Annotated in this window: 21 protein-coding genes; 12 read left to right on the forward strand and 9 right to left on the reverse strand. The window is 69.5% G+C overall.

Features of this window, described 5'->3' with window-relative positions; translation table 11 throughout:
* Positions 1-147 precede the first annotated feature (147 nt).
* The 3 genes from ACWEOO_RS21125 to ACWEOO_RS21135 are packed head-to-tail and all read left to right on the forward strand — an operon-like array spanning position 148 to position 3,156.
* Positions 148-495, forward strand: coding sequence for an ArsR/SmtB family transcription factor (locus tag ACWEOO_RS21125; protein ID WP_452144495.1), 348 nt, complete (start codon positions 148-150; stop codon positions 493-495).
* The gene (locus ACWEOO_RS21130; protein WP_452144429.1) at positions 488-2,527 is read left to right on the forward strand and encodes a heavy metal translocating P-type ATPase; all 2,040 of its coding nucleotides are present in this window, start codon (positions 488-490) and stop codon (positions 2,525-2,527) included. The genes ACWEOO_RS21125 and ACWEOO_RS21130 overlap by 8 nt, the downstream gene beginning before the upstream one ends.
* Positions 2,528-2,580: 53 nt before the next feature.
* The gene (locus tag ACWEOO_RS21135) at positions 2,581-3,156 is read left to right on the forward strand and encodes a class I SAM-dependent methyltransferase (RefSeq protein ID WP_452144430.1); all 576 of its coding nucleotides are present in this window, start codon (positions 2,581-2,583) and stop codon (positions 3,154-3,156) included.
* Here ACWEOO_RS21135 and ACWEOO_RS21140 read toward each other — a convergent pair.
* From ACWEOO_RS21140 to ACWEOO_RS21165, 6 genes are all read right to left on the reverse strand, one after another.
* On the reverse strand, positions 3,145-3,564 hold the full coding sequence (locus ACWEOO_RS21140) for a rhodanese-like domain-containing protein (RefSeq protein ID WP_452144431.1): 420 nt from the start codon (positions 3,562-3,564) through the stop codon (positions 3,145-3,147). The two genes, ACWEOO_RS21135 and ACWEOO_RS21140, sit on opposite strands and share 12 nt — an antisense overlap.
* The gene (locus ACWEOO_RS21145) at positions 3,564-4,688 is read right to left on the reverse strand and encodes a cysteine desulfurase family protein (protein WP_452144432.1); all 1,125 of its coding nucleotides are present in this window, start codon (positions 4,686-4,688) and stop codon (positions 3,564-3,566) included. The genes ACWEOO_RS21140 and ACWEOO_RS21145 overlap by 1 nt, the downstream gene beginning before the upstream one ends.
* Positions 4,685-5,926: an MFS transporter gene (locus tag ACWEOO_RS21150; RefSeq protein WP_452144433.1), complete on the reverse strand. Its 1,242-nt coding sequence runs from the start codon at positions 5,924-5,926 to the stop codon at positions 4,685-4,687. The genes ACWEOO_RS21145 and ACWEOO_RS21150 overlap by 4 nt, the downstream gene beginning before the upstream one ends.
* On the reverse strand, positions 5,926-7,248 hold the full coding sequence (locus ACWEOO_RS21155) for an MBL fold metallo-hydrolase (protein ID WP_452144434.1): 1,323 nt from the start codon (positions 7,246-7,248) through the stop codon (positions 5,926-5,928). Before ACWEOO_RS21155 ends, ACWEOO_RS21150 begins: the two co-directional genes overlap by 1 nt.
* A 164-nt stretch (positions 7,249-7,412) precedes the next feature.
* The gene (locus tag ACWEOO_RS21160; RefSeq protein WP_452144435.1) at positions 7,413-7,742 is read right to left on the reverse strand and encodes an STAS domain-containing protein; all 330 of its coding nucleotides are present in this window, start codon (positions 7,740-7,742) and stop codon (positions 7,413-7,415) included.
* Positions 7,739-9,832 (reverse strand): ATP-binding SpoIIE family protein phosphatase, encoded by a 2,094-nt coding sequence (locus ACWEOO_RS21165; RefSeq protein ID WP_452144436.1) that lies wholly within the window; start codon positions 9,830-9,832, stop codon positions 7,739-7,741. Before ACWEOO_RS21165 ends, ACWEOO_RS21160 begins: the two co-directional genes overlap by 4 nt.
* Positions 9,833-10,094: 262 nt before the next feature.
* Here ACWEOO_RS21165 and ACWEOO_RS21170 point away from each other — a divergent pair, with 262 nt between their 5' ends.
* The 6 genes from ACWEOO_RS21170 (at position 10,095) to ACWEOO_RS21195 (ending at position 16,712) form a co-directional block, all read left to right on the forward strand.
* The gene (locus ACWEOO_RS21170) at positions 10,095-10,946 is read left to right on the forward strand and encodes an alkaline phosphatase family protein (protein ID WP_452144437.1); all 852 of its coding nucleotides are present in this window, start codon (positions 10,095-10,097) and stop codon (positions 10,944-10,946) included.
* 62 nt (positions 10,947-11,008) lie between these two features.
* Positions 11,009-12,259: an MFS transporter gene (locus tag ACWEOO_RS21175; RefSeq protein ID WP_452144438.1), complete on the forward strand. Its 1,251-nt coding sequence runs from the start codon at positions 11,009-11,011 to the stop codon at positions 12,257-12,259.
* Entirely contained in the window at positions 12,256-13,233 is a 978-nt protein-coding gene (locus ACWEOO_RS21180) for a TolB family protein (protein ID WP_452144439.1), read from the forward strand. The genes ACWEOO_RS21175 and ACWEOO_RS21180 overlap by 4 nt, the downstream gene beginning before the upstream one ends.
* A gap of 31 nt (positions 13,234-13,264) precedes the next feature.
* Positions 13,265-13,900 (forward strand): DUF2461 family protein, encoded by a 636-nt coding sequence (locus ACWEOO_RS21185; RefSeq protein WP_452144440.1) that lies wholly within the window; start codon positions 13,265-13,267, stop codon positions 13,898-13,900.
* Entirely contained in the window at positions 13,893-14,777 is an 885-nt protein-coding gene (locus tag ACWEOO_RS21190) for a phosphotransferase (protein WP_452144441.1), read from the forward strand. Before ACWEOO_RS21185 ends, ACWEOO_RS21190 begins: the two co-directional genes overlap by 8 nt.
* 573 nt (positions 14,778-15,350) lie before the next feature.
* Positions 15,351-16,712 (forward strand): SpaA isopeptide-forming pilin-related protein, encoded by a 1,362-nt coding sequence (locus tag ACWEOO_RS21195; RefSeq protein ID WP_452144442.1) that lies wholly within the window; start codon positions 15,351-15,353, stop codon positions 16,710-16,712.
* Between the two features lie 82 nt (positions 16,713-16,794).
* Here ACWEOO_RS21195 and ACWEOO_RS21200 read toward each other — a convergent pair whose 3' ends face one another.
* Positions 16,795-20,085, reverse strand: a complete 3,291-nt coding sequence (locus ACWEOO_RS21200) for a hypothetical protein (protein ID WP_452144443.1) — start codon at positions 20,083-20,085, stop codon at positions 16,795-16,797.
* A gap of 213 nt (positions 20,086-20,298) precedes the next feature.
* On the opposite strand from ACWEOO_RS21200, the gene ACWEOO_RS21205 reads away from it, so the two are divergent.
* Positions 20,299-20,976 carry an alpha/beta fold hydrolase gene (locus tag ACWEOO_RS21205; RefSeq protein ID WP_452144444.1) on the forward strand — a complete coding sequence of 226 codons (678 nt, stop codon included), beginning with the start codon at positions 20,299-20,301 and terminating at the stop codon, positions 20,974-20,976.
* An 11-nt stretch (positions 20,977-20,987) separates the two neighbouring features.
* Here ACWEOO_RS21205 and ACWEOO_RS21210 read toward each other — a convergent pair whose 3' ends face one another.
* Together ACWEOO_RS21210 and ACWEOO_RS21215 are read right to left on the reverse strand one after the other, a co-directional pair.
* Entirely contained in the window at positions 20,988-21,677 is a 690-nt protein-coding gene (locus ACWEOO_RS21210) for a DedA family protein (RefSeq protein WP_452144445.1), read from the reverse strand.
* Positions 21,678-21,782: 105 nt separating this feature from the next.
* Positions 21,783-23,177, reverse strand: a complete 1,395-nt coding sequence (locus ACWEOO_RS21215; RefSeq protein WP_452144446.1) for an FAD-dependent oxidoreductase — start codon at positions 23,175-23,177, stop codon at positions 21,783-21,785.
* Positions 23,178-23,311: 134 nt separating this feature from the next.
* Between ACWEOO_RS21215 and ACWEOO_RS21220 the strand changes: the two genes are divergently transcribed.
* Both ACWEOO_RS21220 and ACWEOO_RS21225 read left to right on the forward strand, forming a co-directional pair.
* On the forward strand, positions 23,312-23,674 hold the full coding sequence (locus tag ACWEOO_RS21220; protein ID WP_452144447.1) for an ArsR/SmtB family transcription factor: 363 nt from the start codon (positions 23,312-23,314) through the stop codon (positions 23,672-23,674).
* A gap of 5 nt (positions 23,675-23,679) precedes the next feature.
* The gene (locus ACWEOO_RS21225; protein WP_452144448.1) at positions 23,680-24,723 is read left to right on the forward strand and encodes an ArsO family NAD(P)H-dependent flavin-containing monooxygenase; all 1,044 of its coding nucleotides are present in this window, start codon (positions 23,680-23,682) and stop codon (positions 24,721-24,723) included.
* The last annotated feature ends 32 nt before the right edge of the window (positions 24,724-24,755 follow it).

Raw genomic sequence — 24,755 nt, forward strand, 5'->3', positions numbered from 1 at the left:
TGACGGCCTGGAACGACCAGCGGAGGCGCCTCGGGGTAGTGAACCTGGGGAGCCTCCGCTGCTCGTGCTGATCAGCTCGATACAGTCTTGGCTTAATTCAGGATTGACTGTATCGTCTCGCGTGTGAGTGACGGGCTTGCGGTTGCGGTGGATGCGGGGGCGTTGGCTCGTGTCGGGGTCGCGTTGGCGGATGAGAATCGGCGGCGGTTGCTGCTGGCGCTGCTGAATGAGCCCGGGTTTCCTTCGGATCTGGCTGATCAGTTGGGGATGACTCGGGGGAACGTGTCGAACCATCTCGCTTGTCTGCGTGGCTGTGGGCTGGTGCGGACTGTCCAGGTCGGGCGGCGGGTGCGGTACGAGTTGGCTGATCCGAAGCTTGCGCATGCGTTGGCGGAGCTGGCCGCGCTGGTTCTGCTCGTCGACCATCAGGGTGCGGCGGGTGAGGTCTGCGGGCCTGAGGACTACGACTGCGTGGACGAGGTCTCTGGTGGCTGACGCTTGCTGCGCGACCGACGGGCCGGTGCTGTCGGAGGGAGAGGGCGCGCCGCCGGCCGCGATCTGGCAGGTGCGCGAGCTGCAGGTGGCGGCGGTGGCCGCGGTGCTGCTCCTGGCCGCGCTCTTCGTACCGTCGGATGTGGCGCGGCTTCTCGAGCTTGCGGCGCTGGTTGCTGGTGCGACGACGTTCGTGCCGGGGACCGTGCGTGCTTTGCTGCGTGGGCGGATCGGCGTCGGTCTGTTGATGACACTCGCCGCGGTCGGCGCAGTTGCCTTGGGCAATTATGGCGAGGCGGCGATGCTGGCGGTGCTGTTCTCGATCGCCGAGGGCCTTGAAGGGTACGCCGTTGCGCGGACGCAGCACGGATTGCGTGCGTTGCTGAGTCTGGTGCCGCCGTCGGCGACCGTCCTGCGTGGCGGCGTTGAAGTGGTGGTTGGGCCGGAGGAGTTGCGGCTCGGGCATGTGCTTGTGGTGAAGCCGGGGGAGCGGATCGCGACGGACGGCGTGGTGTCGTCCGGGCGGAGTTCGCTGGACACGTCGGTGGTCACTGGTGAGTCGGTGCCGGTGGAGGTCGGAGTCGGCGCGGAGGTGTTCGCCGGGACGGTTAATGGGCCCGGCGTACTCGAGGTGAAGGTGACGGCCACGGCGGAGGACAACTCGCTGGCACGGCTGGTCCACATCGTGCATGAGGCTCAGGAACGTAAGGGTGTGAGTCAGCGGCTGGCTGAGAGGTTCGCCAGGCCGCTGGTGCCCGGCGTGCTGGTTCTGGCCGCTGTGGTTGCCGGTTTGGGGAGTCTTCTGGGTGATCCCGGTGTGTGGATCGAGCGGTCGCTGGTGGTTTTGGTGGCGGCGGCGCCGTGTGCGTTCGCGCTGTCTGTGCCGGTTGCCGTCGTGGCGGCGATCGGGGCTGCGTCGAAGGCCGGCGTACTGCTCAAGGGTGGTGCAGCGGTCGAGGCACTCGGCGCGATCCGCGTGGTCGCGCTCGACAAGACCGGGACTTTGACGCGCAACGAGCCGACGGTGATTGAGGTCGTGGCTGTGTCCGGCGAGGATCGGTCGAGGGTGTTGTCGGTGGCGGCCGCTTTGGAAGCGCGGAGCGAGCATCCGCTGGCTGCCGCGATTCTGGCGGCCACCGACGCGGTGACGCCGGGGACTGATGTCGAGGCGGTGCCCGGCCACGGGCTTCAGGGTACGGTCGCTGGGCGTCGGGCTCGGTTGGGGAAGCCTGGGTTCATCGCGGCCGGTGCGTTGGTCGCCGACGTCGGGCGGCTGCAGGATGCTGGGGCGACTGTGGTGCTGGTCGAGTACGACGGCGTACTGCTCGGCGCGATTGCGGTGCGCGACGAGATCCGGCCGGAGGCCTCCGAGGCGATCGCGATGCTGCGGAGGCAGGGCGTTGACGTGGTGATGCTGACTGGCGACAACGCTCGTACGGCGGTCGCGATCGGCGCGCAGGCTGGGATCGAGGACGTGCGTGCTGAGTTGCTGCCGGAGGACAAGGCGCGCATCGTGACCGAGTTGAAGTCGCGTGGCCCGGTGGCGATGGTGGGTGACGGCATCAACGACGCGCCGGCGCTGGCGACCGCGGATGCCGGGATCGCGATGGGGGCGATGGGTAGCGACGTGGCGATCGAGGCTGCTGACGTGGCGTTGATGGGTGAGGATCTGCGCCGGCTGCCGGATGCGATCGCGCATGCCCGCGCGGCGCGGCGGATCTTCACTCAGAATCTGGTGCTGTCCGGAGGGATTCTGGTTGCGCTGGTGCCGCTGGCCGCGACCGGCGTACTGGGGCTCGCGGCGGTGGTCGCGTCGCACGAGCTCGCCGAGGTGCTGGTGATCGGGAACGGTATTCGTGCTGGTCGGAAGAAGCGTCTGCCCACTCACCGGGCGCTTCGTGCGGCGCAGGCGGCGAGGACCGTCCGGGCCCCGGAGCCCGTCGTGGTACCAGCCGGCCGTTCGCTCCCCTCGCTCAGCGCCACTCCCGGCTCGACGTGCTGCGGAGACGGCCCGTGCACCTGCGACCACGCCTGAGCTGACGCACGCACTGTGTGGTGTGGGCGTAGGCTCGTTGGTAGGTGTTTCGGATGCTGCGCAATGACCGATCCGATCGTGCTCGACGCCGTCGACTGGACCGTAGTTCGGGGTACGGCGCTGGGTATGGCTGTGAGTGGGTGTTGATTGGGAACAGCCGGGAATGGGTGTGCCGCCAGGCAAGCGGGCGGACGCTGGAGTTGGCGGTTGGCAGCGGCCTGAACCTCCGGTGGTACCGCGGCGACGTCGAAGTGGTTGCGGTGGACATCGACCGCGAGCGCGTCGAGGTCGCGGGGGAGCGGCTGCACGCGCTCGGCCGAGCAGTTCGCGTGGCTGTTGCCGACGGTCAGCGGCTGCCCTTCGACGACGATTCGTTCGACGCCGTGGTCTGCACCTTGGCCATCTGCGACGTGGACGATCGGGCGGCGACCCTGGCCGAGGTCTACCGCATGATCCGGCCGGGAGGCGAGCTGGTGTTGCTCGACCACTTCGAGAAGCGCTGGTGGCACGGTCGGCCGGCGACGGTCGGCGAGCGGGTCGGCTTCACGCTGGTGGAGCGTCGGCGACTGTGGGCCGGCTATTTCGAACGCGTTCGGCTGCGAAAACCGATCGAAGGGTCAGCCCGCTGATCCCGCACTGCGCGGCCGGGTCGGCGTCGCCGGGTGTACGACGGGCAAGCCGGCCGCCTGCCACGCCTGGAACCCGCCGGCGATGTCGGTACTGCGGAGCAAGCCGAGTTCCCGCAGCGACTCGGCGGCGAGGCTCGACGAGTAGCCGCCTTCGCAGAGCACAATCCACCGGATGCCGGACGACACGGCTTCGGGGATGCGCGACGCGCTCGCCGGATCGAGCCGCCACTCGAGGTGGTTCCGCTCGATCACGATCGCCCCGGGCACCTCACCGGCCGCGCGGCGCTGGTACTCGGGCCGCGTGTCCACGATGTACGCCGTACCGCGCCGCACTGCCTCGAAGGCCTGCGCCGGAGTAAGGCGCGGAAGCCCGGCCTGGACTTGCGTCACCCGCTCGTCGATCGCCATCAGACGATCCGCGCAGCCGCCGCGAGTTGGCCGATCGCCGCGCCGATCTCCTCGGCTGTCGTCGAGCGGCCGAGGGAGAGCCTGATCGCGCCGAGGGCCCGGTCGTGGTCGAGGCCCATCGCGGTGAGGACGGGTGACGGCTCCGGGTCGCCGCTGTGGCAGGCCGATCCGGTGGAGGCGGCGATGCCGGGCGCGTTGCGGAGTACGTCGGCACCGGTCGTGCCGTCGATGCTGAGGTTGAGCGTGTTCGGCAGCCGGAGCGCCAGCGGGCCGTTGACGTGCACGCGTCCGGGCAGTTCTGCGGTCAGCTCATCCTGCAAGGTGTCACGCAGCTTCTGAATCCGGTGGCGGTCGTTGAGATGCTCCGACGCCAGCCGGGCAGCGACTCCGAGTCCGACGGCGAGGGCGACGTTCTCGGTCCCCGCGCGTACGCCGTACTCCTGCCCGCCGCCGTACACCAACGGCTCCAGCTGTACGCCGGCCCGCACGAAGAGCGCGCCGACACCCTTGGGGGCGTACATCTTGTGACCCGCGACGGTCACCAGGTCGATGCCCAAGGCATCGACATCGAACGGCAGCTTGCCGAGGATCTGCGCCGCGTCCGAGTGGAAGATCACGCCCCGGTCATGGGCCGCCGGAACCAGATCCGCGAGCGGTTGCAGTGCGCCGGTCTCGTTGTTGGCCGCCATGATCGAGACCAGCACGGTCCGTGACGTGATCGCGGCCTCGAGGTCGCCGGGGTCGACCAGGCCGAAGCTGTCGACCGGCAGGTACGTGACCTCGACGCCGTGCCACCGCTCGAGCGCCTGGCAGGATCGGAGCACGGCGGGATGCTCGGTGACCTGCGTGACGACGTGCGGCCGGGCGGCGTCCGCGGCGAGGACAGTGCCGCGGATCGCGAGGTTGTCGGCCTCCGATCCCGAGCCCGTGAAGATGACGTGGCCGTTGCCCGTACCGAGCAGAGCGGCGAGCTCACGCCGGGCCAGATCCAGTGCGGCCCGGGGCTCGGCGCCGTACGAGTGGTCGCTGGACGGATTGCCGAAGCTGTCGCCGAGATAGGGAAGCAGCGCCGCTGTGACGGCCGGGTCGATCGGTGTGGTCGCGTTGTGGTCCAGATAGATCATCGCTTCCCCCTTGGCAGATCGCTGGTACGACGAGGGTGGGTCTCGTACATGCGCAGCGCGACGACGAGACCGGAGAGCGCGGTAACGGCCGCCACCACCCCCACGGCAGCGCGCACGCCCCAGAGGTCGGCGATCACGCCGGCCAGGACCGCGCCGATCGCGAAGCCGCCGTCACGCCACAGCCGGTAGACGCCGACGGCTCGTGCTCTCCAGGCCGGATGGGCAACGTCGCCGATGCTGGCGAGCAGGGTCGGATAGACCATCGCGGTGCCGATGCCGAGCAGTACGGCGGCGGCTGCCCAGAGCGCGAAGGAGCTGACTGCCGCGATCACGGCCAGCGCCACGGCCTGGACAAGCATGCCGCCCGTGATCATCCGCTTGCGGCCCCGGCGGTCGGACAGCGGACCGGTGACAAGTTGCCCGAGGCCCCAGACTGCGGGGTAGAGGGCGGCGAGGATTCCGATCCGCGCCACGGACAGTCCCGCGGTGGCGAACAGGATCGGGAACAGGCCCCAGGCGAGCCCGTCGTTGAGGTTGTTGACCATCCCCGCCTGACTGGCCGACGACAGCGCGGGCTCCGTCAGAGTCGTCCGCGTGAACACCTCCTGATCGGTCAGTTCGCCGCGACTGTGGTGACCCGCGGCCTCGAGCTGCGCGTGGTCGCGTGTCTCCCGTACGGCGAGCGCGGACAGCCCGAGGCCGAGGGCGGCGTACGAGAGTCCGAGCAGGAACGGCGCCGGCCGGAGCCCGTACTGGGCCGCGAGGTAGCCCGTCGCGAGCGCGGTCACCGCGACGGCGACATACCCGGCCGCCTCGTTCAGCCCCATCGCGAGCCCGCGCCGTTCGGGTCCGGCCAGGTCGATCTTCATGATCACGGTCGTCGACCAGGTGAGTCCCTGGCTCATACCGAGCAGGATGTTGGCGACGATGACCCATCCCCAGGACGGCGCCCAGATCAGCAGCAGCGGTACGGGGACCGCGATCAGCCAGCCGGCGACCAGAACGGGTTTGCGGCCGAACCGGTCGGACCAGGTGCCGGCGAAGTAGTTCGTCGCGGCCTTCGTCAGTCCGAAGGCCAGGACATAGGTGAGCAAGAAGGTGTAGCCGGTCAGGTGGAAGGTTTCGCCGGCGAGCAGCGGCAGCACGGTGCGTTCCTGGCCGAGCATGCCGCCGACGAGCGCGTTGACCGCGACGAGCAGGCTGAACTGCGCGAGGTTCGCACGGATCCCGAGCCGCATCACGTCACCAGTTCACGTCCGGTCGCGGCGGCCCAGTCGTCGGCGCCACCTGTGAGTACGGCGAGGTCTCGGTGCCCGGCGCGTTCGAGCAAACTCGCCGCGCTCATCGCGCGTTCGCCGTGTCCGCACATGACGACCAGCGGCTCACGTTGTACGTCTTCGGCTCGCTCGGGGACGGCGCCGAGCTCGACGTGCTGCGCGCCGGGCAGGTGACCGGCGGCGAATTCGGACTCCTGCCGTACGTCGAGAACCGCGCCGTCGACCTGGTGCGCGGCGACCAGCCGGGTGCGGGTCAGCGGGCCGTCCCATTGGTAGATGCCGACCTCTCCGGCCAGCCGATAGCCGATCTTGGCCGCCTGCCAGGCGATCTCGTCGGCATCCTGATCGGTGCCCCGGACAACGATCAGCGGCCGGTCGTCAGGTGCCAGCCAACCCAGCCAGGTGGCGAAGCCCGGCCGCAACGGGATCGACAACGCGCCTGGGACATGTCCTTGGGCGAAGTCGCGCATCGGTCGTACGTCGACCAGTTCGGCCCCTTCGGCGAGCAACGCCCGTACCTTGCCGATCGCGAGCGGCTGGAGAGCAGGAGTCCGGTCGAGCAACGGGCCTCGGCGGTTGCGCTCCGCGAGCCGGAGGAAGTACGGCGGGAAACTGCCCAGCGACCCGAGCAACGCCGCCACGAACTCGTCCTCGCCGTCGACCTGCAGCAACGGATTCGTCGCCCGCTCGCGGCCGATCGTGCTGACCCGGTCCGCACCGGGCGGCGCCGAGCAGAACGAACCCGCTCCATGGGTCGGCCACACCGCGACGTCGTCGGGCAGTTCGAGGAGGCGCCGCAGCGAGGCGTATTGCGCGCGGGCGAGCGCCTCGGTCCGGTCGGGGGAGACGAGGTCGGTCCGGGCCGCGGCGCCCACGATGAGCGAGCCGCCGGTGAAGACCCCGACCGGACGCTCGCCGTCGAGCAGCAGGAAGGAGAGGTGTTCGTCCGTATGGCCCGGCGTACCGAGAGCCCGCAGACGCAGGCCGCCGAGGTCGACCTCGTCGCCGTCGCGCAGACCGCGATGCCCGAACGTACGCCGGCCGGCCGCGGAGGCGAGCACCTCGGCGCCGTCGCTCACGGCGAACTGACGCGCGCCGGACAGGAAATCCGCATGCAGGTGCGTGTCCGCCGCGAACGCCACTGTCAGCCGGCGACGCTCGGCCGCGGCGCCGACGGCGCGCAGGTCGAGGCCGGCGTCCACCACCAGCGCCCGCCCGTCACCGAGATCGACGAGGTACGACGAGTTGCCGAGTCCTTCGTCCACGACCGGTACTACGGTCATCTTCCCCTCCGTCCTCTTCAAGAGGACCCCCACATTTGGAGTATTGCAAGAGAAGGTTTGGATCTGTTGGTCAGGAGGTTGGGGCCTGGGCGACCACGCAGCGAAGGCGCTGGCGAGCGGCCGGCGGGCCGAGCTGGTCGTCGTCCTGGCCCAGGCGCCGTGGGTCAGTCGAGGGTCGGCAGGACGGGGATGGTTCGGGGGAGGTTGGTCAGGTTGAGGGCGGTTTGCAGGGGGGAGTTCGGGGGGACGACGAGGCGGAGTTGCTGGCGGCGGTCGTTGAGGCGTTCGGCGAGGTGGAAGAGGATGGCTATGCCGGAGCTGTCGAGGTAGGTGGTCGGGGTCAGGTCGATGGTGATGGTGGTTGCGTCGGGGGAGGCGATGTCGCTGATCGCGTCTCTGACTTCGATCGCGTTCGTGAGGTCCACTTCGCCGCAGAGTCTGACAACTTGGACGTCGTCGGTCGTTCGGACGTCGACGACCTCGTACTCGGTCATCGTGTGACCCCCACGGTGTGCCGCATGCGGATCGTCGTGCCGTTCAGGCCGGTGGCGACGTCGACGGAAGTCATCAGGCCGCGGATGAGGGTCAGGCCCAGGCCGCCGCCGCGGTCTGCCGGGCGGCGCCAGCGGCCGTGGTCGCGGACTGTCAGTTCGACGGCCCCGTCCAGGAGTCTCGCTTCGACCTGCAGGTCTCCGGACGAGGCTCCGTACGCGTGCCGTACGACGTTGCTGCACGCCTCCCCGCAGGCGATCGTGATCTCACCGGCGTCGCGGTCGCCGACCCCTGACTCGCGGAGCCAGCGGCGCAGCGCGTGCCGGACCTGGAAGAGCACGCGTGCGTCGGCGGGGACTTCGAGGGACAGCGGCGTTCCGGCCAGCACCAGCGGCCGGAGTGCGATCAGCGCGATGTCGTCGGCGACCTGGCCGTCTTCCGGGAGGGCCTTGAGGAGATGGTCGCAGAGCGCGCCGAGGTCGGAGCCCGCGACAGCGGAAGCCTCGGCGAGCAACTGATCGAGGCCGTCCTGGATCGACTCCGTGCGCTTCTCGATCAGCCCGTCGGTGTAGAGCAGCAAGGTCGCTCCGGGCCGTAGCTGCTGCGTTTCCTCGGCATGGTCCCAGTGCGCGAGTACGCCGAGCGGTGGCGCCAGCCCGCCGTCCAGGTAGCGCGTGTCGTCGCCGTCGACCAGGAGGGCGGGTGGATGCCCGGCGTTCGTGAACCGTACGGTGCCGGCGGCCGGGTCGTACAGGACGTACAGCAACGTCACCATCTCGGCCACCGGCAGCTCGCGGACCAGTTCGTGCAGACCGTGCAGCACGGCCGCGGGGGAGGGATCGCGGACGGCGTACGCCCGGACCGCCATCCTGAGCTGGGCCATGGCGGCCGCGGCCTGCAGACCGTGCCCGGCGACATCACCGATGACGAGTCCGATCAGGCCGCCGCGTAACTGGATCACGTCGTACCAGTCGCCGCCGACGTGCAGGTCAGCGGTCGCCGGAACGTAGCGGGCGGCCACGGCCACGCCGGGGATGTCGGGCATTCGGTCCGGCAGCAGGTTGGTTTGCAGCGTCTCCGCGATCTGGTGCTCTCGATGGGCCCGCGCCTCCTCGAGGCCCAGCTGCGCGGTGCGACTCCTGACGCGCTCCTCCAGCTCGGCGGCCGCGGCCATCAGCGCGCCGATGAACCGCATCCGCTCACTCACGAGCGCGGCGAGGAGGAACGACGTGAGCGCGACGGTGGCGTTGAACGCCTGCAGTGTCAGCATCTGCGCGAGCAGTGACCTCCCCGCGAACGGGCCGAGTCCGTGCGTCGCCGACCAGGTCGCGATCAGCGAGGCCGTCAGGGCGGCGGGCGCTGCTCCGCGCAGCTGCAGACGCCACGCGGCCCAGCCGAGCAGCGGCAGCACCAGGAACATCAGCTGCGGGTCGGTGTACGTCGTCCACATCGTCACTACCGTGGTGAGCGCGAGGACGATCGCGGCTTCGAGCCAGCGCACGGCCGGCCACGGATCCAGCTCCCGGAACAGCGGGATGCACAGCAGAAACGGAGCGACGACGAGAACGCCCATCGCGTCGCCGGTCCACCAGACCGCCCACGCAGCGGCCAGTTGATCGGTGCCTCTCGAGGCGGTCAGGGTGACGGCGCCGATAGTGGCGCTGATGGTCATGCTGGCCAGCGCACCGAGGAAGACGATCCCCAGCGCGTCCCGGAGACGATCGAGCTGACGCCGGAACCCGGTTCGCTCGAGTACGGTCGCCGCCACCAGCGGGGCGATCGTGTTGCCGAAGGCGGTGAGCAGCGCGGGTACGAAACCGGCACTGATCGGCAGGTTCACGGCCAGAGCTGCCAGCGCGACGCCCGGCCACATCGACCTGCCCAGAACCAGGAACGCCGCCAGTGCGATGCCGCTCGGTGGCCACAGCGGCGTGACGTTCTGCTCGACCAGCGAGAGGCTGAGGCCCAGCCGCGCGCCGAGGTAGTAGGCCACGCCGACCAGGACCCCGGCTGCCGCTCTGCGGCCCAGATCTGCCGGCAGACGCAGCCTGGTTGCCGTCCAGATCGAGGGAACTCCCGCGCGCCCAGCCATGGACACCTTGCCCAACTCTCCGGCCCGGGCCGAGCGCCACGTCGCCTTAGCTCATAGCACGATGGAAAACCGGGCCACGTCAAGCCACCAAGCGCAGCCGATCCCCTCGTGCGACGAAGGGGTTCCTGAGCGTGATGGCGGTTTGTTTACCTCGCGCACATCTGAGGTGCTCGCGGTATTCGGGCCAGGTCGGCCGACGGCTCACACGATGGGTGCCGGCTCCGCCGAGTAGCGGAGCCACCCCATCGTGTGAGGAGGAATCGTGATACGCAAGCGCATCGCGGCCGTGGTGTGTGCTGCGGCTGCTGTCGTCGCTTCGGTGACGGTCGTTCACGGCAGTTCGTCCACCGCGCAGGCGGCGGCCGCCGTCCCGGTCTTCGACCACATCGTGCTGGTGATGTTCGAGAACCACGCGTACTCGCAGATCAACGGCAGCTCCAGCGCCCCGACGTTCAACAGCCTGGCGAGCCAGGGCGCCAAGTTCACCCAGGCGTACGGCGTGACGCATCCCAGCGAGCCCAACTACCTGGCGATCTTCTCGGGGAAGACCCAGGGCGTCACCGACGACAGCTGCCCGCACACCTTCAGCGGCAACAACCTCGGCAGCCAGCTGATCAGCGCGGGCAAGACGTTCAAGGGCTACTCCGAGAGCATGCCGTCCGACGGCTACACGGGCTGCTCGAGCGGCGAGTACCGGCGTAAGCACAACGGCTGGGTCAACTTCAGCACGGTGCCCGCGGCGAGCAACCTGCGGTACTCCGTCTTCCCGAGCTCGGCGAACTACGCCAGCCTGCCGACCGTGTCGTTCGTCAGCCCGAACATGTGCAACGACATGCACGACTGCTCGGTCGGCACCGGTGACACCTGGCTGAAGAACAACCTGAGCGCGTACGCGTCCTGGGCGAAGACCCACAACAGCCTGCTCATCATCACCTTCGACGAGGACAACGGCGGTTCGTCGAACCACATCTTCACCGCCTTCGTCGGCGCGCACACCCAGGTGGGCAGCTTCTCCAACCAGATCAACCACTACAACGTCCTGAGCACCATCGAGAGCGCCTACGGCCTGACGCACCTGAACTCGGCCGCGGAGATCACCAACGTCTGGAACTGATCACCGGCCCCGCTCGCGGCGCGGTCGCGAGCGGGGTCCCCATCGCCCCGGAGGTGATCCTCGTGTACCTGTCCTCGATCGACCGTCCGCACACCGCGGGCCCGGCCCGCCGGCGATCGCTGTTCCTGGTGAGCGGCAATGTCCTCGCGCTGGGCGCGGTCAGCCTGATCACCGACATCTCGTCGGAGATGGTGACCGCGGTGCTGCCGGTGTACCTGATGATCGGCCTGCACCTGAGCCCCGCGGCGTACGGCGTGGTCGACGGCACCTACACCGGCGCGACCGCTCTGTTGCGGCTCGTCGGCGGGTACGTCGCCGACCGGACGCGCCGGCGCAAGTTCGTCGCCGGACTCGGCTACGGGTTCTCGGCGGTGGCGAAACTCGGCCTCCTCGCGGCCGGCAGCACCGTCGGCGCGATCGGTGCGGTGATCGCGATCGACCGGACGGGCAAGGGCCTGCGGACCGCACCCCGGGATGCGCTGATCACCCTGTCCACGCAGCCGCAGTACTACGGCCGCGCGTTCGGGGTGCATCGGATGATGGACACCGTCGGAGCGTTCGCCGGACCGCTCGTCGCGCTGGGCATCCTGGCGGCGACGGCGCAGGCGTACGACGCGGTGTTCGTGGCGAGCTTCTGCATCGCGGCGTTCGGTGTCCTCGTGCTGGTGTTGTTCGTCCGGGATCGCCGCGGCACGCAGCCGCCGAAGGGCGTCGTGAAGCCGACGGCGCTGGGCGATCTGCTGCGGATCGCGCCGGTACGACGGCTCGTGCTGGCGGCCTGCCTGGCCGGAACGGTGACCATCGGCGACGGCTTCGTCTACCTGTTGCTGCAGCGGCGGGAGGAGCTGAGCGTCGGCTGGTTCCCGTTGCTTGCTGTCGGCACCAATCTCGCCTATCTCCTGCTCGCCGCACCGCTGGGTGTGCTGGCCGACAGGATCGGCCGGCAGAAGGTGGTGCTGGCTGGTTACGCCGCTTTGCTGCTGGTGTACCTGCTGTTGTTCGGCCCGCTCGGCGGGTGGCCGCTGCTAGTCGTCGTACTGACGCTGTACGGCGTCTTCTACGCCGCCACGGACGGCGTACTGATCGCGCTGGCCGGGCCGGTGCTGCCGAGCGGTGTACGGACGACGGGAATCGCGCTGATCCAGACCGGACAGGCGCTGTCGTACCTGGTGTCATCGGTGCTGTTCGGGTTGGCGTGGACGGTGTGGGGCCCCGCTACAGCGATCCAGGTGGCTGCGGCGCTGGTCGCGGTCGCCTTGCTCGTGGTCGGCCTCCTGTTGCGTGGGATCTCCGCAACGGAGCATCCGGCATGACCCGGCGGACGGTGCTCGCCGTGGTCGGGGCCGTTGTGCTGACCACCGTCGCGGTCGGGTACGGCGTACTCACGACCGCGCGCGACCGTACGACGGTGGCCGCGGCCAACACGCTGAGCCTCACAGGCCCGCGGATCATGTTCCGCAGCACGGCACCGGACAGCAAGGGTCACCTGGCGCTGATCGCCAAGGACGATCCGGCTGGGCCGCGCTCAGTGTCCGCGCTGACCTGCTTACGGGTCTACGCGGCGGGAGGCACCGGTACCTGCCTGCGTCAGGACGGCGCGCTGACCACCTTCCAGATCGCGATCCTGGACCCGAGCCTGAACGTGGCGAAGGCCATCCCGCTGGTCGGGGTGCCGAATCGCGCCAGGGTGTCCGGCGACGGGCGGCTGGTGGCGTGGACCGTGTTCGTCGCGGGCGACTCCTACAACCACGGCCGCTTCTCCACCCGCGCCGGGCTGATCGACCTGGGGTCCGGCGACATGGTCGACTCGCTCGAGTTCCTCTCGGTGACGCTGGACGGCCAACCCTACACAGCTCCCGACCTCAACTTCTGGGGGATCACCTTCACCGCCGACGACAACCACTTCTACGCCACGATGTCCACCGGCGGGCACCGGTACCTGGTCGAAGGCGACATCGCGGCGAAGACCGTGCGGACCGTCGCGAAGAACGTCGAGTGTCCGTCGCTGTCCCCGGACGGCCGGCGGATCGCGTTCAAGTCGGCGGTCGACGGCGATCCTGCGAAGGGGTGGCGGCTGTCCGTGCTCGACCTGTCCTCGGGCGCGCGAACGCCCCTGGCCGAAACCCGCAGCGTGGACGACCAGCCCGCCTGGCTGGACCCGAACACCATCGGGTACGCCGTACCACGCGCCGCCGGCGACTCGGACGTCTGGACCGTCCCCGCCGACGGCTCCGGCGCCCCGCGCCTCCTCATCCCGCACGCCGAATCCCCGGCCGCCCTCGGCTGAAGGACCCGGTCGCCTCGCTAGGGTGGTTGGCGTGACCGGGGGTTTCGAGGGGTGGCCGCGCGACGCGTTCGACGTGTTGTTGCGGCTCGAGGGGGAGCCTTCGGCGGGCGTTCGGGAGGAATGCCGGCGGGAGCGGGAGGAGCTGGTACGGCGGCCGATGGTCGAGTTGCTCGACGTGGTGGCCGCCGCGGATCCGGCGTACGAGGACTTCTCGGTGTGGGGGTACGGCGACGTACTGCTGCAAGCGTGGCAGCGGCAGAGTGCGATTGTCCGGTTGGCCCGGAACGTCGAGCTGGGGATTCGGTTCGATCTCGACGGGGTGGAGGTCGGCCTGGCGTGGTGGTACGCGCCGTCGGAGCAGATCGAGCGGTATCGGGCGGCGGTTGCGGACGCCGGCACCGGGCCTCGGCTGGTTGCCATCCTCAGGCGGCTCGAGCGGGAAGAGTTCGGGATCTCGGGGGATCTGCTGAAGCGGCCGTTGCGTGGGTATCCGGCGGATCATCCGCGGGCCGAGCTGCTGCGGCACAGGTCGGTGATCGCGTCGCGGGCGCTCGGTTGTGACGACTGGGTGCACACCCCGGCTGCTGCGGATCGAGTGCTGGCGGCGTTCGCCCAGTTGCGCCCGCTGGCGCGGTGGCTGGTCAAGAACGTGTCGGCCGGTGGGTGACGAGGAAGGGCGCGAGATGGCACACAAGGTCGAGTTTCGGCTCTCGGAGAATCCGTGGGCGCCGACCGCCGTCATCGAAGAGGTCAACGCGCGGACGGGCAGCGGGTTGGTGCTGACCGGGATCGCGGATCAGGTCGGCGGCACCAGTAGCGCGGCGTTCGTGGCGTGGCCGGATGGGCGTGCGGCCGCGATGACGCGAACTCGGACGAGGCTGCCGATCATGCGGCAGACGGCGACCGTGCTGAACGACGTACGCCGCCGAGGTCTGCCCGTTCCGGAGCATCAGTTGGTGGTGGAGCTGGCCGATGGGTACGTCGTCGTTGTGCAGGAGAGGTTGCCGGGCCGGCATGTGGACGCGCTCGACTCGGCCACGAGTGCCGCGTTCGTTGCGATGAACAACCGTTTCGCCGATCTGCTCCGCGACCATCCACGCGTGCCCCGGCCACGAGCGTTCCCCGACGGCAGGACGGGGTACGGCGCGTTCGAGCGCACCGTCGGCCAGCTGGGCGGACGAGGCCGGCGACTGCTGGAGCGGCTCCTCGAGGCCGACCGCGGGCAGCCCTTCCGGATGACGGGCGATGATCTCGTGCACACCGACTACACACCGGGCAACATCCTTTTCGATGCCGATGGCAACATCAGCGGCGTGGTCGACTGGAACTCCGGCGTCGCACGCGGCGACCGGCGCTACGCGCTCCTGCAGCTGCAGTCGGGCATGGATCAGATCGACGCGGAACTCGCCCAGCTCACCCCGGAGACGAGGCTCAGTTACCAGGCGCATTGGGTGGTCGACCAGGTGCACGAGTCGATCCTCAAAGGCTTCCCGCCAGAGCACGTCGAGCTCGACGTCGCACGGGCAGAGAAGGTCATCGGCTGAGGTCCTCATCCGCAGCAGGGGTTCACGAGGTGGTCGGCGGTTCCGAAGTGGTGGTCTTGCGGTGGGTGGAAGGGGATGTTCCCAGCGCGGCGCGGAAGGCTTCGGCGAAGAACGTGCGCGTCACCGTGCGGGAGCAGGAGGAGGTCGCGCCCGCTGCGTCACGACGTGACCGCGCGTGAGTTGCGCGACGGGATCTACACCCACCCGTCGTCCACCGAGGCTTTCAACGAGGTGCTCGGTACGCCAGCCCGGGGCGGTGCGAGGTAGTTGCCGGAAGGTTCAATTTCTGCGCGTGCATGGGCTTGCGGACCACGTCGGGTGGCCGGTCGCACCGGGGGAGTAGCTGGGCCGAAAGCCGTTGTTCTGAAGGGGTTCCGGGCGTAACGTCGGCAGCGGAATCTTGGCGACGCGGCCGGCTCGGGGAGCCTGGTGCGCGACCTCGCCTGGGGGCCTGCTCGGCAGGCGATTCGGGGCACACACGGGCTGCGTAGGGTGGGGACTACGTACGGCTCGCCGTGAGGAGACTGCCCGGTCCGAGACACGGGCCGGGACCTGGATCTCCGAGGGGGAGAGATGGGGTCTTCGCTGGGAGCCGGCCCGGATGCCGGCACGACACGTAGGACACGCCGGCCGTTGGTACTGGCCGCGGGTCTGATGCTGGTGGCGAGTGCTCTGATCGCGTCACCGGCGCTCGCATCTCATCCCGAAGTCAGCCTGCCGGGCAGCAACTTCGAGATCGACACCGACGCCAACCTCAAGGTCGACGACGCGGGATCGCTCGACTGGGCGAACGTCGCCGAGACGCGGAAGGCCGACAAGCCGAGCGGCCAGACCGACGACTCGTTCGGCCAGGGCACCAAGGAGGACACACCGGTACCGCAGGTGGTCGACGGCAGTATCCCGCCGCAGAAGAGCGACCTGCTCAACTTCGGCGTGTACCTGGAGGACACCGCGACGACGGACTTCCTGCACCTGTTCTGGCACCGTGTGCAGGAGCCGACCGGTACCACCAACATGGACTTCGAGTTCAACAAGTCGCTCACGCTGAGCGGCAACGGCGTCACGCCGGTCCGGACAGCGGGCGACGTACTGATCCAGTACGACTTGGCCCAGGGAGGTACGAACCCGCAGCTGTTCCTGTCCCGGTGGGAGACCGTCGACAAGACCAAGTGCGAGGCGTCGAACTCGGTGCCGTGCTGGGACAAGAAGGTCAACCTGACCACCGCCGGCCTGGCGACCGGGTCGATCAACACCTCGCCGATCCCGGCCGCCGAGTCCGACGGTCTCGGCAACGTCTCCGCCCGCACGTTCGGTGAGGCCTCGGTCAACTTCAGTGCGCTCGGCGGTGGCGACCCGTGTGTGTCGTTCGGTACGGCGTACCTGAAGAGCCGCTCGTCCGACTCGTTCACCGCGGCGCTGAAGGACTTCATCGCCCCGACGCCGCTGAACCTCGCCAACTGTGGCGCGATCAAGGTCACGAAGCTGCGCAAGCACGCGGCCGACGGATCCGGTGACCACCCGCAGTCCGGCGTGACTTTCACGATCAACGGGGCCAATCCGAAGATCACCGATGCCAACGGCCAGGTCTGCTGGGACGCCCTGCAGTTCGGCACCTACACGGTGACCGAGACGCTCCCGGCCGGCTACGCCGCCGACGGTCCGCTGTCGCAGTCCGTGACGGTGGACAACGTCGCGACCTGCTCCGGCTCGCCGTACGTCGGTGAGACCGCGACCTTCCACAAGACCCCGCTGACCAACCTGGCGGTCTCGGTCGACTCGCAGATCAACGGCGGTACGGCGTCGACGATCGTCTGCACCGGTCCCGGTGGCGGGACCGTGGCGAGCGGCAGCACCGGTGCGAACGGTGACGGCTCGGCCACGGCGTCCAACCTGCGGCCCGGTACGTACACCTGCACGATCGTGATCGACCCGTAGCGGAACGCTCTGCCTGGACATCCCCTCCAGCCCAGGTGGAGCTCCAGGGAGCCCGGAACGCGTCAGCTTCCGGGCTCCCGCGTCAGACCAGGGAGGCTCGCACTGCTTGGCAGTACGCCAGGACGAGGTGGGATGCGTTGGGGGAGCCGGGCGGGACGGCACTGCGGGCGGCCCGGGAGAGCTCGGTGACGGCCCAGTGGGTGGTCGCGGCACAGGCCATTGTCTTCAGGCGCTCGTCGAGATCGGTGGCGGTCATCGTGAGGAGTTCGTCGAGGGCTTCCCGGAGTTTCGTCCGGGCGACCAGGATCTCGCGGGCGTTGTAGCGCCCGAGGTTGCGGTAGGCAACGAAGCTCGCGGTGTCGAAGAACTGGTTGAGGGTCGATTCCCGGGGGTAGCTGGGGTAGCGCTCGTGGAAGGCGAGTAGGGCCGCGGGCATCTCCTTGGCCAGACCGGGCTTCGCGTACCACAGGACGCCGACCGGGGTGTCGTAGGTGAAGGTGCCGGCACCCTTGGTGAAGAAGCCGATGTTGACGGTTCGCGGCGAGTACGCCGGGACGCGGGAGCCGCTCGGCGCCGCCCGGAGCGGGTCGAGGCTGATGTCGATCCGGATGTCGCACTCGCTGGGGGCGATCGCGATCGCCTTGCCGAGCGACGTGGTCGCGTCGCCCGGGCCGGAGTCGGCGTCGACGCAGACGATCTCGGTGATCTCGGACATCCGGAGCAGTTCGACCAGGCCGGTGTTCTCCCAGTGGCCGCCGTCGGTCAGGTAGAGGTACGGGTCGTCCAGGTCGTGGATCCCGAAGAACTCCTTGAACAGGTAGCCGAGCCCGGTGTTCGGATAGCGCAGGTCGGGTGCGTCCTGCAGGTTCGCGGCCTCGAGTTGAGTGATGAACCGCGGGTTGGCGATCCAGACGCCGAGCCGGATGTTGAAGAACGTCAGCAGCATGCTGGTCGGCCCGATCTGGAACCGGCCCATCGCCGGTGAGACGGCGGCGCTGGAGATGGCCACCGCCATCATCGTCGTGATCCGCTTGTGCAGCTTCGCGCCGAGCCGGTCGAGCACCCGGGTGGACGCGGCGAACTCCAGCGTGTTGCCGCGGCCGTCCTGGGGCAGGTGCAACGTCGTCCGCTCGGGATCGAACGTCACGCTGAGCGCCGGAGTGCCGTAGTGGGTCCGGACGGCGCGCGAGCTCACGGTGCTGGTCGTGCACACCACGAGCGGCGTACGGACGGCCGTCGTGCCGTTGTTGAAGGCGAACAGGCCGGGCTCACGCTTCGTCTGGTCGGCGCCGGCGACGTCGTCGTTCTCGTACGGATGCACGGTGGCGTCGCCGTCTGCGTCCGCGGTCCGGTAGGTCGCGTAGGCCAGGCGCAGCTTGCCGCGGTAGAACGGCGCCAGCGCCCAGGTCTCGGGGCTGGGGCCGAGGACCGCCAGGACCACGAGCCCGACCGCCAGCACCCAGTTCCAGCCGGATTGCCAGCTGACCAGGTCGTTCCCCGACCAGGTCACCCCGTGCTTGGCCGCGGTCCACGTCGACAGCGCCGCCAGACCCAGCGCGACCACGATGAACGCGAACCCGCCGAGCTTGGGCGCGAAGCGGGCGGCCGGCTTCCGGAGAATGCGGACGACCGAGCCCACGACACCGGCGCTGGCAGCCGCGGTGGCGATCAGCGCGGGCAAGGACAGGTAGGCGACCGCGCCGACGAGTTCGACGAAGGCCCAGATCGTCAGGGCGAGCAACGCCCCGATGGCGAGCGCGGCGTATGCGGCTCTCTTGAGCGTCCGCAGCGTCAGCCGCGCCCACGCCTGGTTCTGGGCGGTGCCGATGAGGAGCCGGCCCGCCAGCACCCAGAGCAGGAGTACGGCGAATCCGGCGACCAGGAAGACGATGCCGGGCAGCGCGAGCGAATGCTCCGTGACGAGGTCGTGCATCGAGCCCTTCGGCAGCGTGCCGTCCTCGCCGGTGAATGCGCGCAGCGCCCAGCCCACCGGCCGGGTGATCGCCCAGAGCATGCTCAGCAGCACCACCACGTTGACGGTCAGTCCGGCGATGATCGTCGCGAACACGGCCGGCCGGTACGACGCCTGGCTCGCCGCGCTCTCGGCCTTCCTGGTCGCATTCGTCGCCGCCGGGTCGGTGTCGGAGCCACGAGGCTCGTTCGATGCGAGGTACCCGAGGTTGTCGACGAGATGCCGCTCTTCCGCGGTGAGCCACCCGCTGTCCTGCCACTCCCACGGCACCGGGTTCAGCGCGTCCGGACTGATCCGGGCAGGATTCCCGCCGTCGGTGGTCTGGTAGCTGGAGCGGGAGATGCTCCAGCCCGCCGCGAGGTTCGAGCCTCCGGACACGGCGGTGACCGCGCGTGCCCCGGACCAGCCGAGTACGCCGTCGTCGAGCGCCTGCAGTGCGCCGAGGCTGATCGAGGATGCCCGGATCCCGCCGCCGGACAGGGCGATGCCGTACTGCGCCGTACCCAGCGGGGCGGTGCCGCGCTGCGTCTGCTTGCCTTCCGCCTGCTGGGTGACCTCCTGCGAAGGTGGTTCCTTCGCGACCGTGGCGGCCGCCTTGCGCGCGTACCTGGGCAGCGCCCACGAGGCGAGCCGGACCCAGCGCGGCGTCGACCACCACGCGAACGCACCGGCCGTGACGTAGACGACGGCGACGAGCAGGATGGCGAACTTCACCCAGGCACAGATCGCGACGAACTGCCACGCCCGGTCCGACGATCTGGCGGACAGCATCAGGATGTTCTCGACGATGTCGAAGGCGCCGGCCACGAAGACCGAGATGAGCACGGTGATGCGTGCGCGGCGCAGCGCGGGCAGGCGGAAGTACGCGCCGGCCCAGAAGACCAGCAGGGCGAGCAGGAGAACGTACGAGATGATGAACCAGAAGTCCTGCTGGACGGCTCGCGTGAACGCGGCGTCGCACCCACACTCCCTCCACGCCTTGCTGCTGCCGGACAGTTCGATGTCGACCATCGAGGTCGACTGATCCTTGAGACTCGCCGCGGCGCCGAAGTGCGCGGCCGTCAGCGCGGCGAGAACCAGCGCGGCCCAGCGCAGTACGGCGAACCAGTAGGGCAGCTTCTCGAGGCGCGCGAGGATCCGTCCGGCCCAGACGGGGATGGTGCGCCCCTCGATGCGGGCGGCCGCGAGGAGGACGATCCCGGTCAGCAGGATGGTGACGAACAGCAGCACGATCCAGAACGCGTCCGGCAGGAAGTCCCCGAGCCGATCGCCGAGCAGAGCCACGGCGACCCCGAAGACGGCGAGGCCCACGATCAGCCAGAACACGCGGCGCCCGTAGTGGAACGTGACGTCCGTCTCCGGCGCAAGTCCGCCGGTCGGCGGATCCAGAAGAATCGCCATGATGCTGCACCCCCGGGGGTTGTCGGCACGCGTTCGTGCTCACTGATAAGAGCGACGAAACGACCGACTGATACGGCTCCCGCGCTGGATTGGCCCGTGGTGACGTCACATTTCCGCATCGCTCGGGCGGTGCGGTCGAGGTTGGCGTGCAACAGGCATCAAGTGGCCGTGTAACGGTGGACCGCCACCGGGCGGCGAGCGGAGTCTTGCTTCATGATCACGGAAGACCAGCAGCGGACCTTTGTCTTGGTACCTGGAGCCTGGCATGGGGCGTGGGCCTGGGACGGCATCGTGGACCGGCTTCGACGAGCCGGTCATCAGACCGTCGCCGTCACGCTCGACGGCCTGGAGCCGGATCCGTCACCCGACGGCGCCAGGGCGAACTTGGACACCCACATCGATCGAGTGCTCGCGGCTTTGGAGAGCTGCGGCCCCGGGCCGATCACCTTGTGCGGCCACAGCTATGCAGGGCTGGTGATCGCCGGTGCCGCGGACCGATCCGACCGCGCTGTCGATCGGCTCGTTTTCTGCGACGCTTTCGTGCCGGCCGATGGCGACTCCTGGTGGGACCTGGCCAACGACCACTACCGGGACCGCATCATCGCGGGGGTCGGGACAGACGGCCGCACAGTGGCTCCGTCCGCCGACACCGACCCGAGGAGGCGGCCACATCCCGTCGCCTCGTTCCTCCAACGACTCCGGCTCGGCGACGGCATCGATCGGGTGGCCCGACGAACCCTGATCCACGCTTCAGCGTGGGAGGCCACGCCGTTCCAGAACCAGTACGAACGCCTCCGCACCGACCCCACCTGGGAAGTCCACGACCTTCCAGTAGGCCACGCCGTCTACAACGAAGCCCCCGACGACCTCACATCCATCCTGACCGTTTAGGCCGGTAGACGTCAGCGGGTTCGGCGGTTGAGGAGGCGTTTGAGGAAGGGGAGTAGGGCTGCGGTGGCGAGGAGGGTGAGGCTGGCGGCTGTTGCGTATTTGTCGATCAGGAGGACGAGGTCGACGGCGTCTTGGCCGGCCTTGTAGCCGATGGCTGCGAGGAGGGTTGTGATGAGGGCTGCGCCGATGAGGTCGAGGGTGAGGAAGGTGAGGAGTCGCATGCCGGCCCAGCCGGCCATGGCGTAGACGACGGCGGTGGGGACGCCGGGCAGGACGGCGAGGAGGACCGCGGCGCGGAGCGTCCACGGGCTCAGGTCCTTGGCGCGGCCGGCGAACCGTACGGCGCGCTCGCTTGTCGTGAACATCTTGATGATGCGGAGTCCCCACCGGCGGCCGGTCCACCAGGTGAGCCAGTCGAACTTCACCATCCCGGCCGCGCCGGCGACGACGACCAGCCACAGATCCGCCTCGCCGATCCGGGCGAAGGCGGCGGCCGCACCGACGGCGGTCAGGTCGCCGGTGAGGAACGCCAAAAGCACCGGATGCGACGCGATCAGGAACGGTTTGACGGGCCGGAGCGCGAGCCCGAACGCGACCACGCCGAGGATCGCGCCCATCACCGCGAGATCGCCCCGGCCGGCGGGACCGTCCCACGGCACGAACCTCCGCCACCCGGCCGCCGCCTGCTCCGACTCGGTCATCCGGCACTCCTGCGCAGTTATCTCGAACAGTGGTGTATGAGATAGCCTAGCAGGCAGTTCGAACAGAGGTGTTCGAGTTAGCGAGATCAGGCGTGGAACTGATTGTCAGCCGCAGCAACCGGACTGGCTGGCGGGCTTGTCGTCGATGATCGTGAGCAGACCGCCGCTGATGCCCGTCGCCAGGCCGCGGCTGGACGGCGCGGAGACGGCCTGGGGCGCCGGGCCGCAGCAGCCGCCGGCCTCGTCGTCGGAGCCGCCGTACGCGAGGTTGGAGGAGCAGACGCCGGTCTCGGGCAGGTCGAGCTGGACGTCGCGGGCGGCGTCCCAGTCGCCGGCGAGCGCGGCAGCGACTGAGCGGGCCTGCTCGTAGCCGGTGGCGAGCAGGAAGGTCGGGGCCCGTCCGTACGACTTCGCGCCGATGGCGTAGTAGCCGGGCTCGGGGTGGGCGAGCTCGTCGGCGCCGTGCGGCGGGACCGTGCCGCAGGAGTGCTGGTTCGGGTCGATGAGCGGCGCGAGGGCTCGGGTCGAGCCGAGGATCGGGTCCAGGTCGAGGCGCAGCTCGGACACGATGTCGTGGTCGGGCCGGAAGCCGGTCGAGTTCACCACCGTGTCCGCGACGACGCGACGGTCTCCGGCCGCGAGTTCGACCCGGGCGTTCGTTGAGATCGACTCGATCCGGAACGAGCTGACCAGTTCGACGCGGCCCGACTGCACCAGGGCGCGGAGCCGGCTGCCGAGCGCGCCGCGCGCGGGCAGTTCGTCGGCGTCGCCACCGCCGTACGTCCGCGCCTGGTCAGAACCGCGCACGACCCACACGATCTCGGTGCCCGGGACCTGCTCGGCGAGCTCGCCCAGGTCGAGAAGCGTGGTGGCGGCCGAGTGGCCGGCGCCGACAACCGCCGTACGGCGGCCTGCGAAGCGCTCCCGGTCGCGGCCGAGGACGTCGGGCAGGGCCGGTGAGATGAACGTGGCCGCCTGCTGCTCGCCGCGCGCCGGGATTCCCGAGCCGCCGAGCACATTCGGGCGGCGCCAGGTCCCGGCGGCGTCGACGACCGCGGAGGCGAGCAGTTCGGTGCCGTCGGCGAGGCGGACGAGGTACGGCGCGTTCTCGCGGCCGGCGGAGCGGATCCGGTCGAAGCCGACGCGGGTGATGGCCGCGACCGGGGAGTTGTACCGGATCTTGTCCGTCAGGGCCGCGGTCTTCGACAGCGGGGCAAGGTAGCTGTCGATCAGGTCGCCGCCGGTGGGGAGCGTGTCGAGGTCCGGCTCGGTCCAGCCGCCCGCCTGCTCCAGCAGGCGCCGGGCCGCGGAGTCGATGTCGTAACGCCAGGGGCTGAACAGCTTCACGTGCCGCCACTCGTCGATCGCGGACGCGACCGAGGGGCCGGCCTCGAGGACGATGAAGTCGAGCTCGCGCTCGGACAGCTGCGCAGCCGCGGCGAGGCCGATCGGGCCGGCGCCGACAACCACGACCGGCAGGTCTGGCGTGGTGGTGTTCATAGGGTTCTCCAGGTGTGCAGGGGTTGTCAGCGCATCAGGTGCGGCCCGCCGGGTGCCGGTGGCCTTGACTTGATGTTCATCTAATCAACGTCACCCACCTTGCCTCTTGATTCGACAAGAGTCAAGATAGACGTATGTCGAAACAGGAGATCTCGCTCGTGACCGGTGACGGCTGCTGCGCGCCGATCTCGGAGGCGGCGCTGGATCCGGCCGCGGCCGCCGAGGGGGCCACGGTGTTCAAGGCCCTGGCCGACCCGATCCGGTTGCGGCTGATGTCGATCATCGCGTCGGCCGACGGCGAGCTGTGCGTCTGCGACATCACGCCGCAGTTCGAGGTGTCCGGCCCGACGATCTCCCACCACCTCCGCGTGCTCCGCGAAGCCGGCCTCGTCGACTGCGAGCGCCGCGGCACCTGGGTCTACTACTGGCCGATACCCGACCGCCTGCGCTGGCTCTCCGCACTGCTGTCCGCTCCCGAGCCGGCATCTGCGCGCTGATCCGGATGAAGGTCGTTGTCATCGGCGGTGGCCAGGCAGGGCTCGCCACCGGGTTCTACCTGCGTCGCGCCGGGCTGGTGCCGGGCCGGGACTTCGTCGTACTCGACGCCGCTGATCAGGCAGGCGGCGCGTGGCGCCGGATGTGGCCGACGCTGCGTACGTTCTCGCCGACGCGGTACTCGTCGCTTCCGGGCTGGATGATGCCGCCGTGGACGCTGGACGACGGCTACCCCTTGGCGGCGCATGTCGTGGACTATCTGGCCCACTACGATGAGCGCTACGAGCTGCAGGTCCGACGTCCGGTCCACGTCGACGCTGTCACGCGTGCCGACGACTGTCTGGTCGTGCACGCCGCCGATGAGAGCTGGCGGGCCGAACATGTCGTGTCGGCGACCGGGACTTGGACACGTCCGTTCGTGCCCAGGTATCCCGGGACATTCCGCGGCTGGCAGCTCCACAACTCGCAGTACCGGCAGGCGTCGGACTACTCCGGGCAGCGGGTGCTGATCGTCGGAGGCGGCAACTCGGCGGCGCAGATCCTGGCGGAGGTGTCTGCGGTCGCGGACACGACCTGGGTGACGCTGCGTCCGCCGCGGTTCCTGCCTGACGATGTCGACGGCCGAGCACTGTTCGAGCTCGCCACCGCTAGGCAACGGGCTCGCGCCGATGGTGGTGACGTGGCGGGTGTGGGCGGCCTGGGGGACATCGTCATGGTCGACTCGGTGCGCGGGGCCCGCGATCGCGGCGTTCTCCGGGCACGTGAGATGTTCACCCGCCTCGACGGTTCCGGCGTCAGGTTCCAGGATGGCTCCCGGCTCGAGGTTGACACGATCATCTGGTGCACCGGGTTCCGGCCTGCCCTCGGTCACCTGTCGCCGCTCGGCCTCCGTGGCAAGGACGGGCTGATCGCCACCGACGGCGAGACGCAGGCCCTCAAGGAGCCGCGGCTGCAGTTGGTCGGGTACGGCGACTGGACCGGCGCCGCGTCCGCGACACTCATCGGCGCCGGCCGAACCGCCCGCAACCTGGTGCGCGGCCTGACGGATTGACATCCACTCAGTAACTCAGTGATTATTGAGTC

The organism is Kribbella sp. NPDC004138 (assembly GCF_053603655.1).

Excerpts from the sequence above, each read along its gene's own strand:
- ACWEOO_RS21135 (WP_452144430.1), top strand. The coding sequence starts at position 2,581 with ATGCTGCGCAATGACCGATCCGATCGTGCTCGACGCCGTCGACTGGAC.
- ACWEOO_RS21150 (WP_452144433.1), bottom strand. The coding sequence starts at position 5,926 with ATGCGGCTCGGGATCCGTGCGAACCTCGCGCAGTTCAGCCTGCTCGTC.
- ACWEOO_RS21205 (WP_452144444.1), top strand. The coding sequence starts at position 20,299 with ATGATCACGGAAGACCAGCAGCGGACCTTTGTCTTGGTACCTGGAGCC.
- ACWEOO_RS21160 (WP_452144435.1), bottom strand. The coding sequence starts at position 7,742 with ATGACCGAGTACGAGGTCGTCGACGTCCGAACGACCGACGACGTCCAA.
- ACWEOO_RS21165 (WP_452144436.1), bottom strand. The coding sequence starts at position 9,832 with ATGGCTGGGCGCGCGGGAGTTCCCTCGATCTGGACGGCAACCAGGCTG.
- ACWEOO_RS21200 (WP_452144443.1), bottom strand. The coding sequence starts at position 20,085 with ATGGCGATTCTTCTGGATCCGCCGACCGGCGGACTTGCGCCGGAGACG.
- ACWEOO_RS21180 (WP_452144439.1), top strand. The coding sequence starts at position 12,256 with ATGACCCGGCGGACGGTGCTCGCCGTGGTCGGGGCCGTTGTGCTGACC.
- ACWEOO_RS21195 (WP_452144442.1), top strand. The coding sequence starts at position 15,351 with ATGGGGTCTTCGCTGGGAGCCGGCCCGGATGCCGGCACGACACGTAGG.
- ACWEOO_RS21145 (WP_452144432.1), bottom strand. The coding sequence starts at position 4,688 with ATGATCTATCTGGACCACAACGCGACCACACCGATCGACCCGGCCGTC.
- ACWEOO_RS21225 (WP_452144448.1), top strand. The coding sequence starts at position 23,680 with ATGAAGGTCGTTGTCATCGGCGGTGGCCAGGCAGGGCTCGCCACCGGG.
- ACWEOO_RS21220 (WP_452144447.1), top strand. The coding sequence starts at position 23,312 with ATGTCGAAACAGGAGATCTCGCTCGTGACCGGTGACGGCTGCTGCGCG.
- ACWEOO_RS21215 (WP_452144446.1), bottom strand. The coding sequence starts at position 23,177 with ATGAACACCACCACGCCAGACCTGCCGGTCGTGGTTGTCGGCGCCGGC.
- ACWEOO_RS21210 (WP_452144445.1), bottom strand. The coding sequence starts at position 21,677 with ATGACCGAGTCGGAGCAGGCGGCGGCCGGGTGGCGGAGGTTCGTGCCG.
- ACWEOO_RS21155 (WP_452144434.1), bottom strand. The coding sequence starts at position 7,248 with ATGACCGTAGTACCGGTCGTGGACGAAGGACTCGGCAACTCGTCGTAC.
- ACWEOO_RS21140 (WP_452144431.1), bottom strand. The coding sequence starts at position 3,564 with ATGGCGATCGACGAGCGGGTGACGCAAGTCCAGGCCGGGCTTCCGCGC.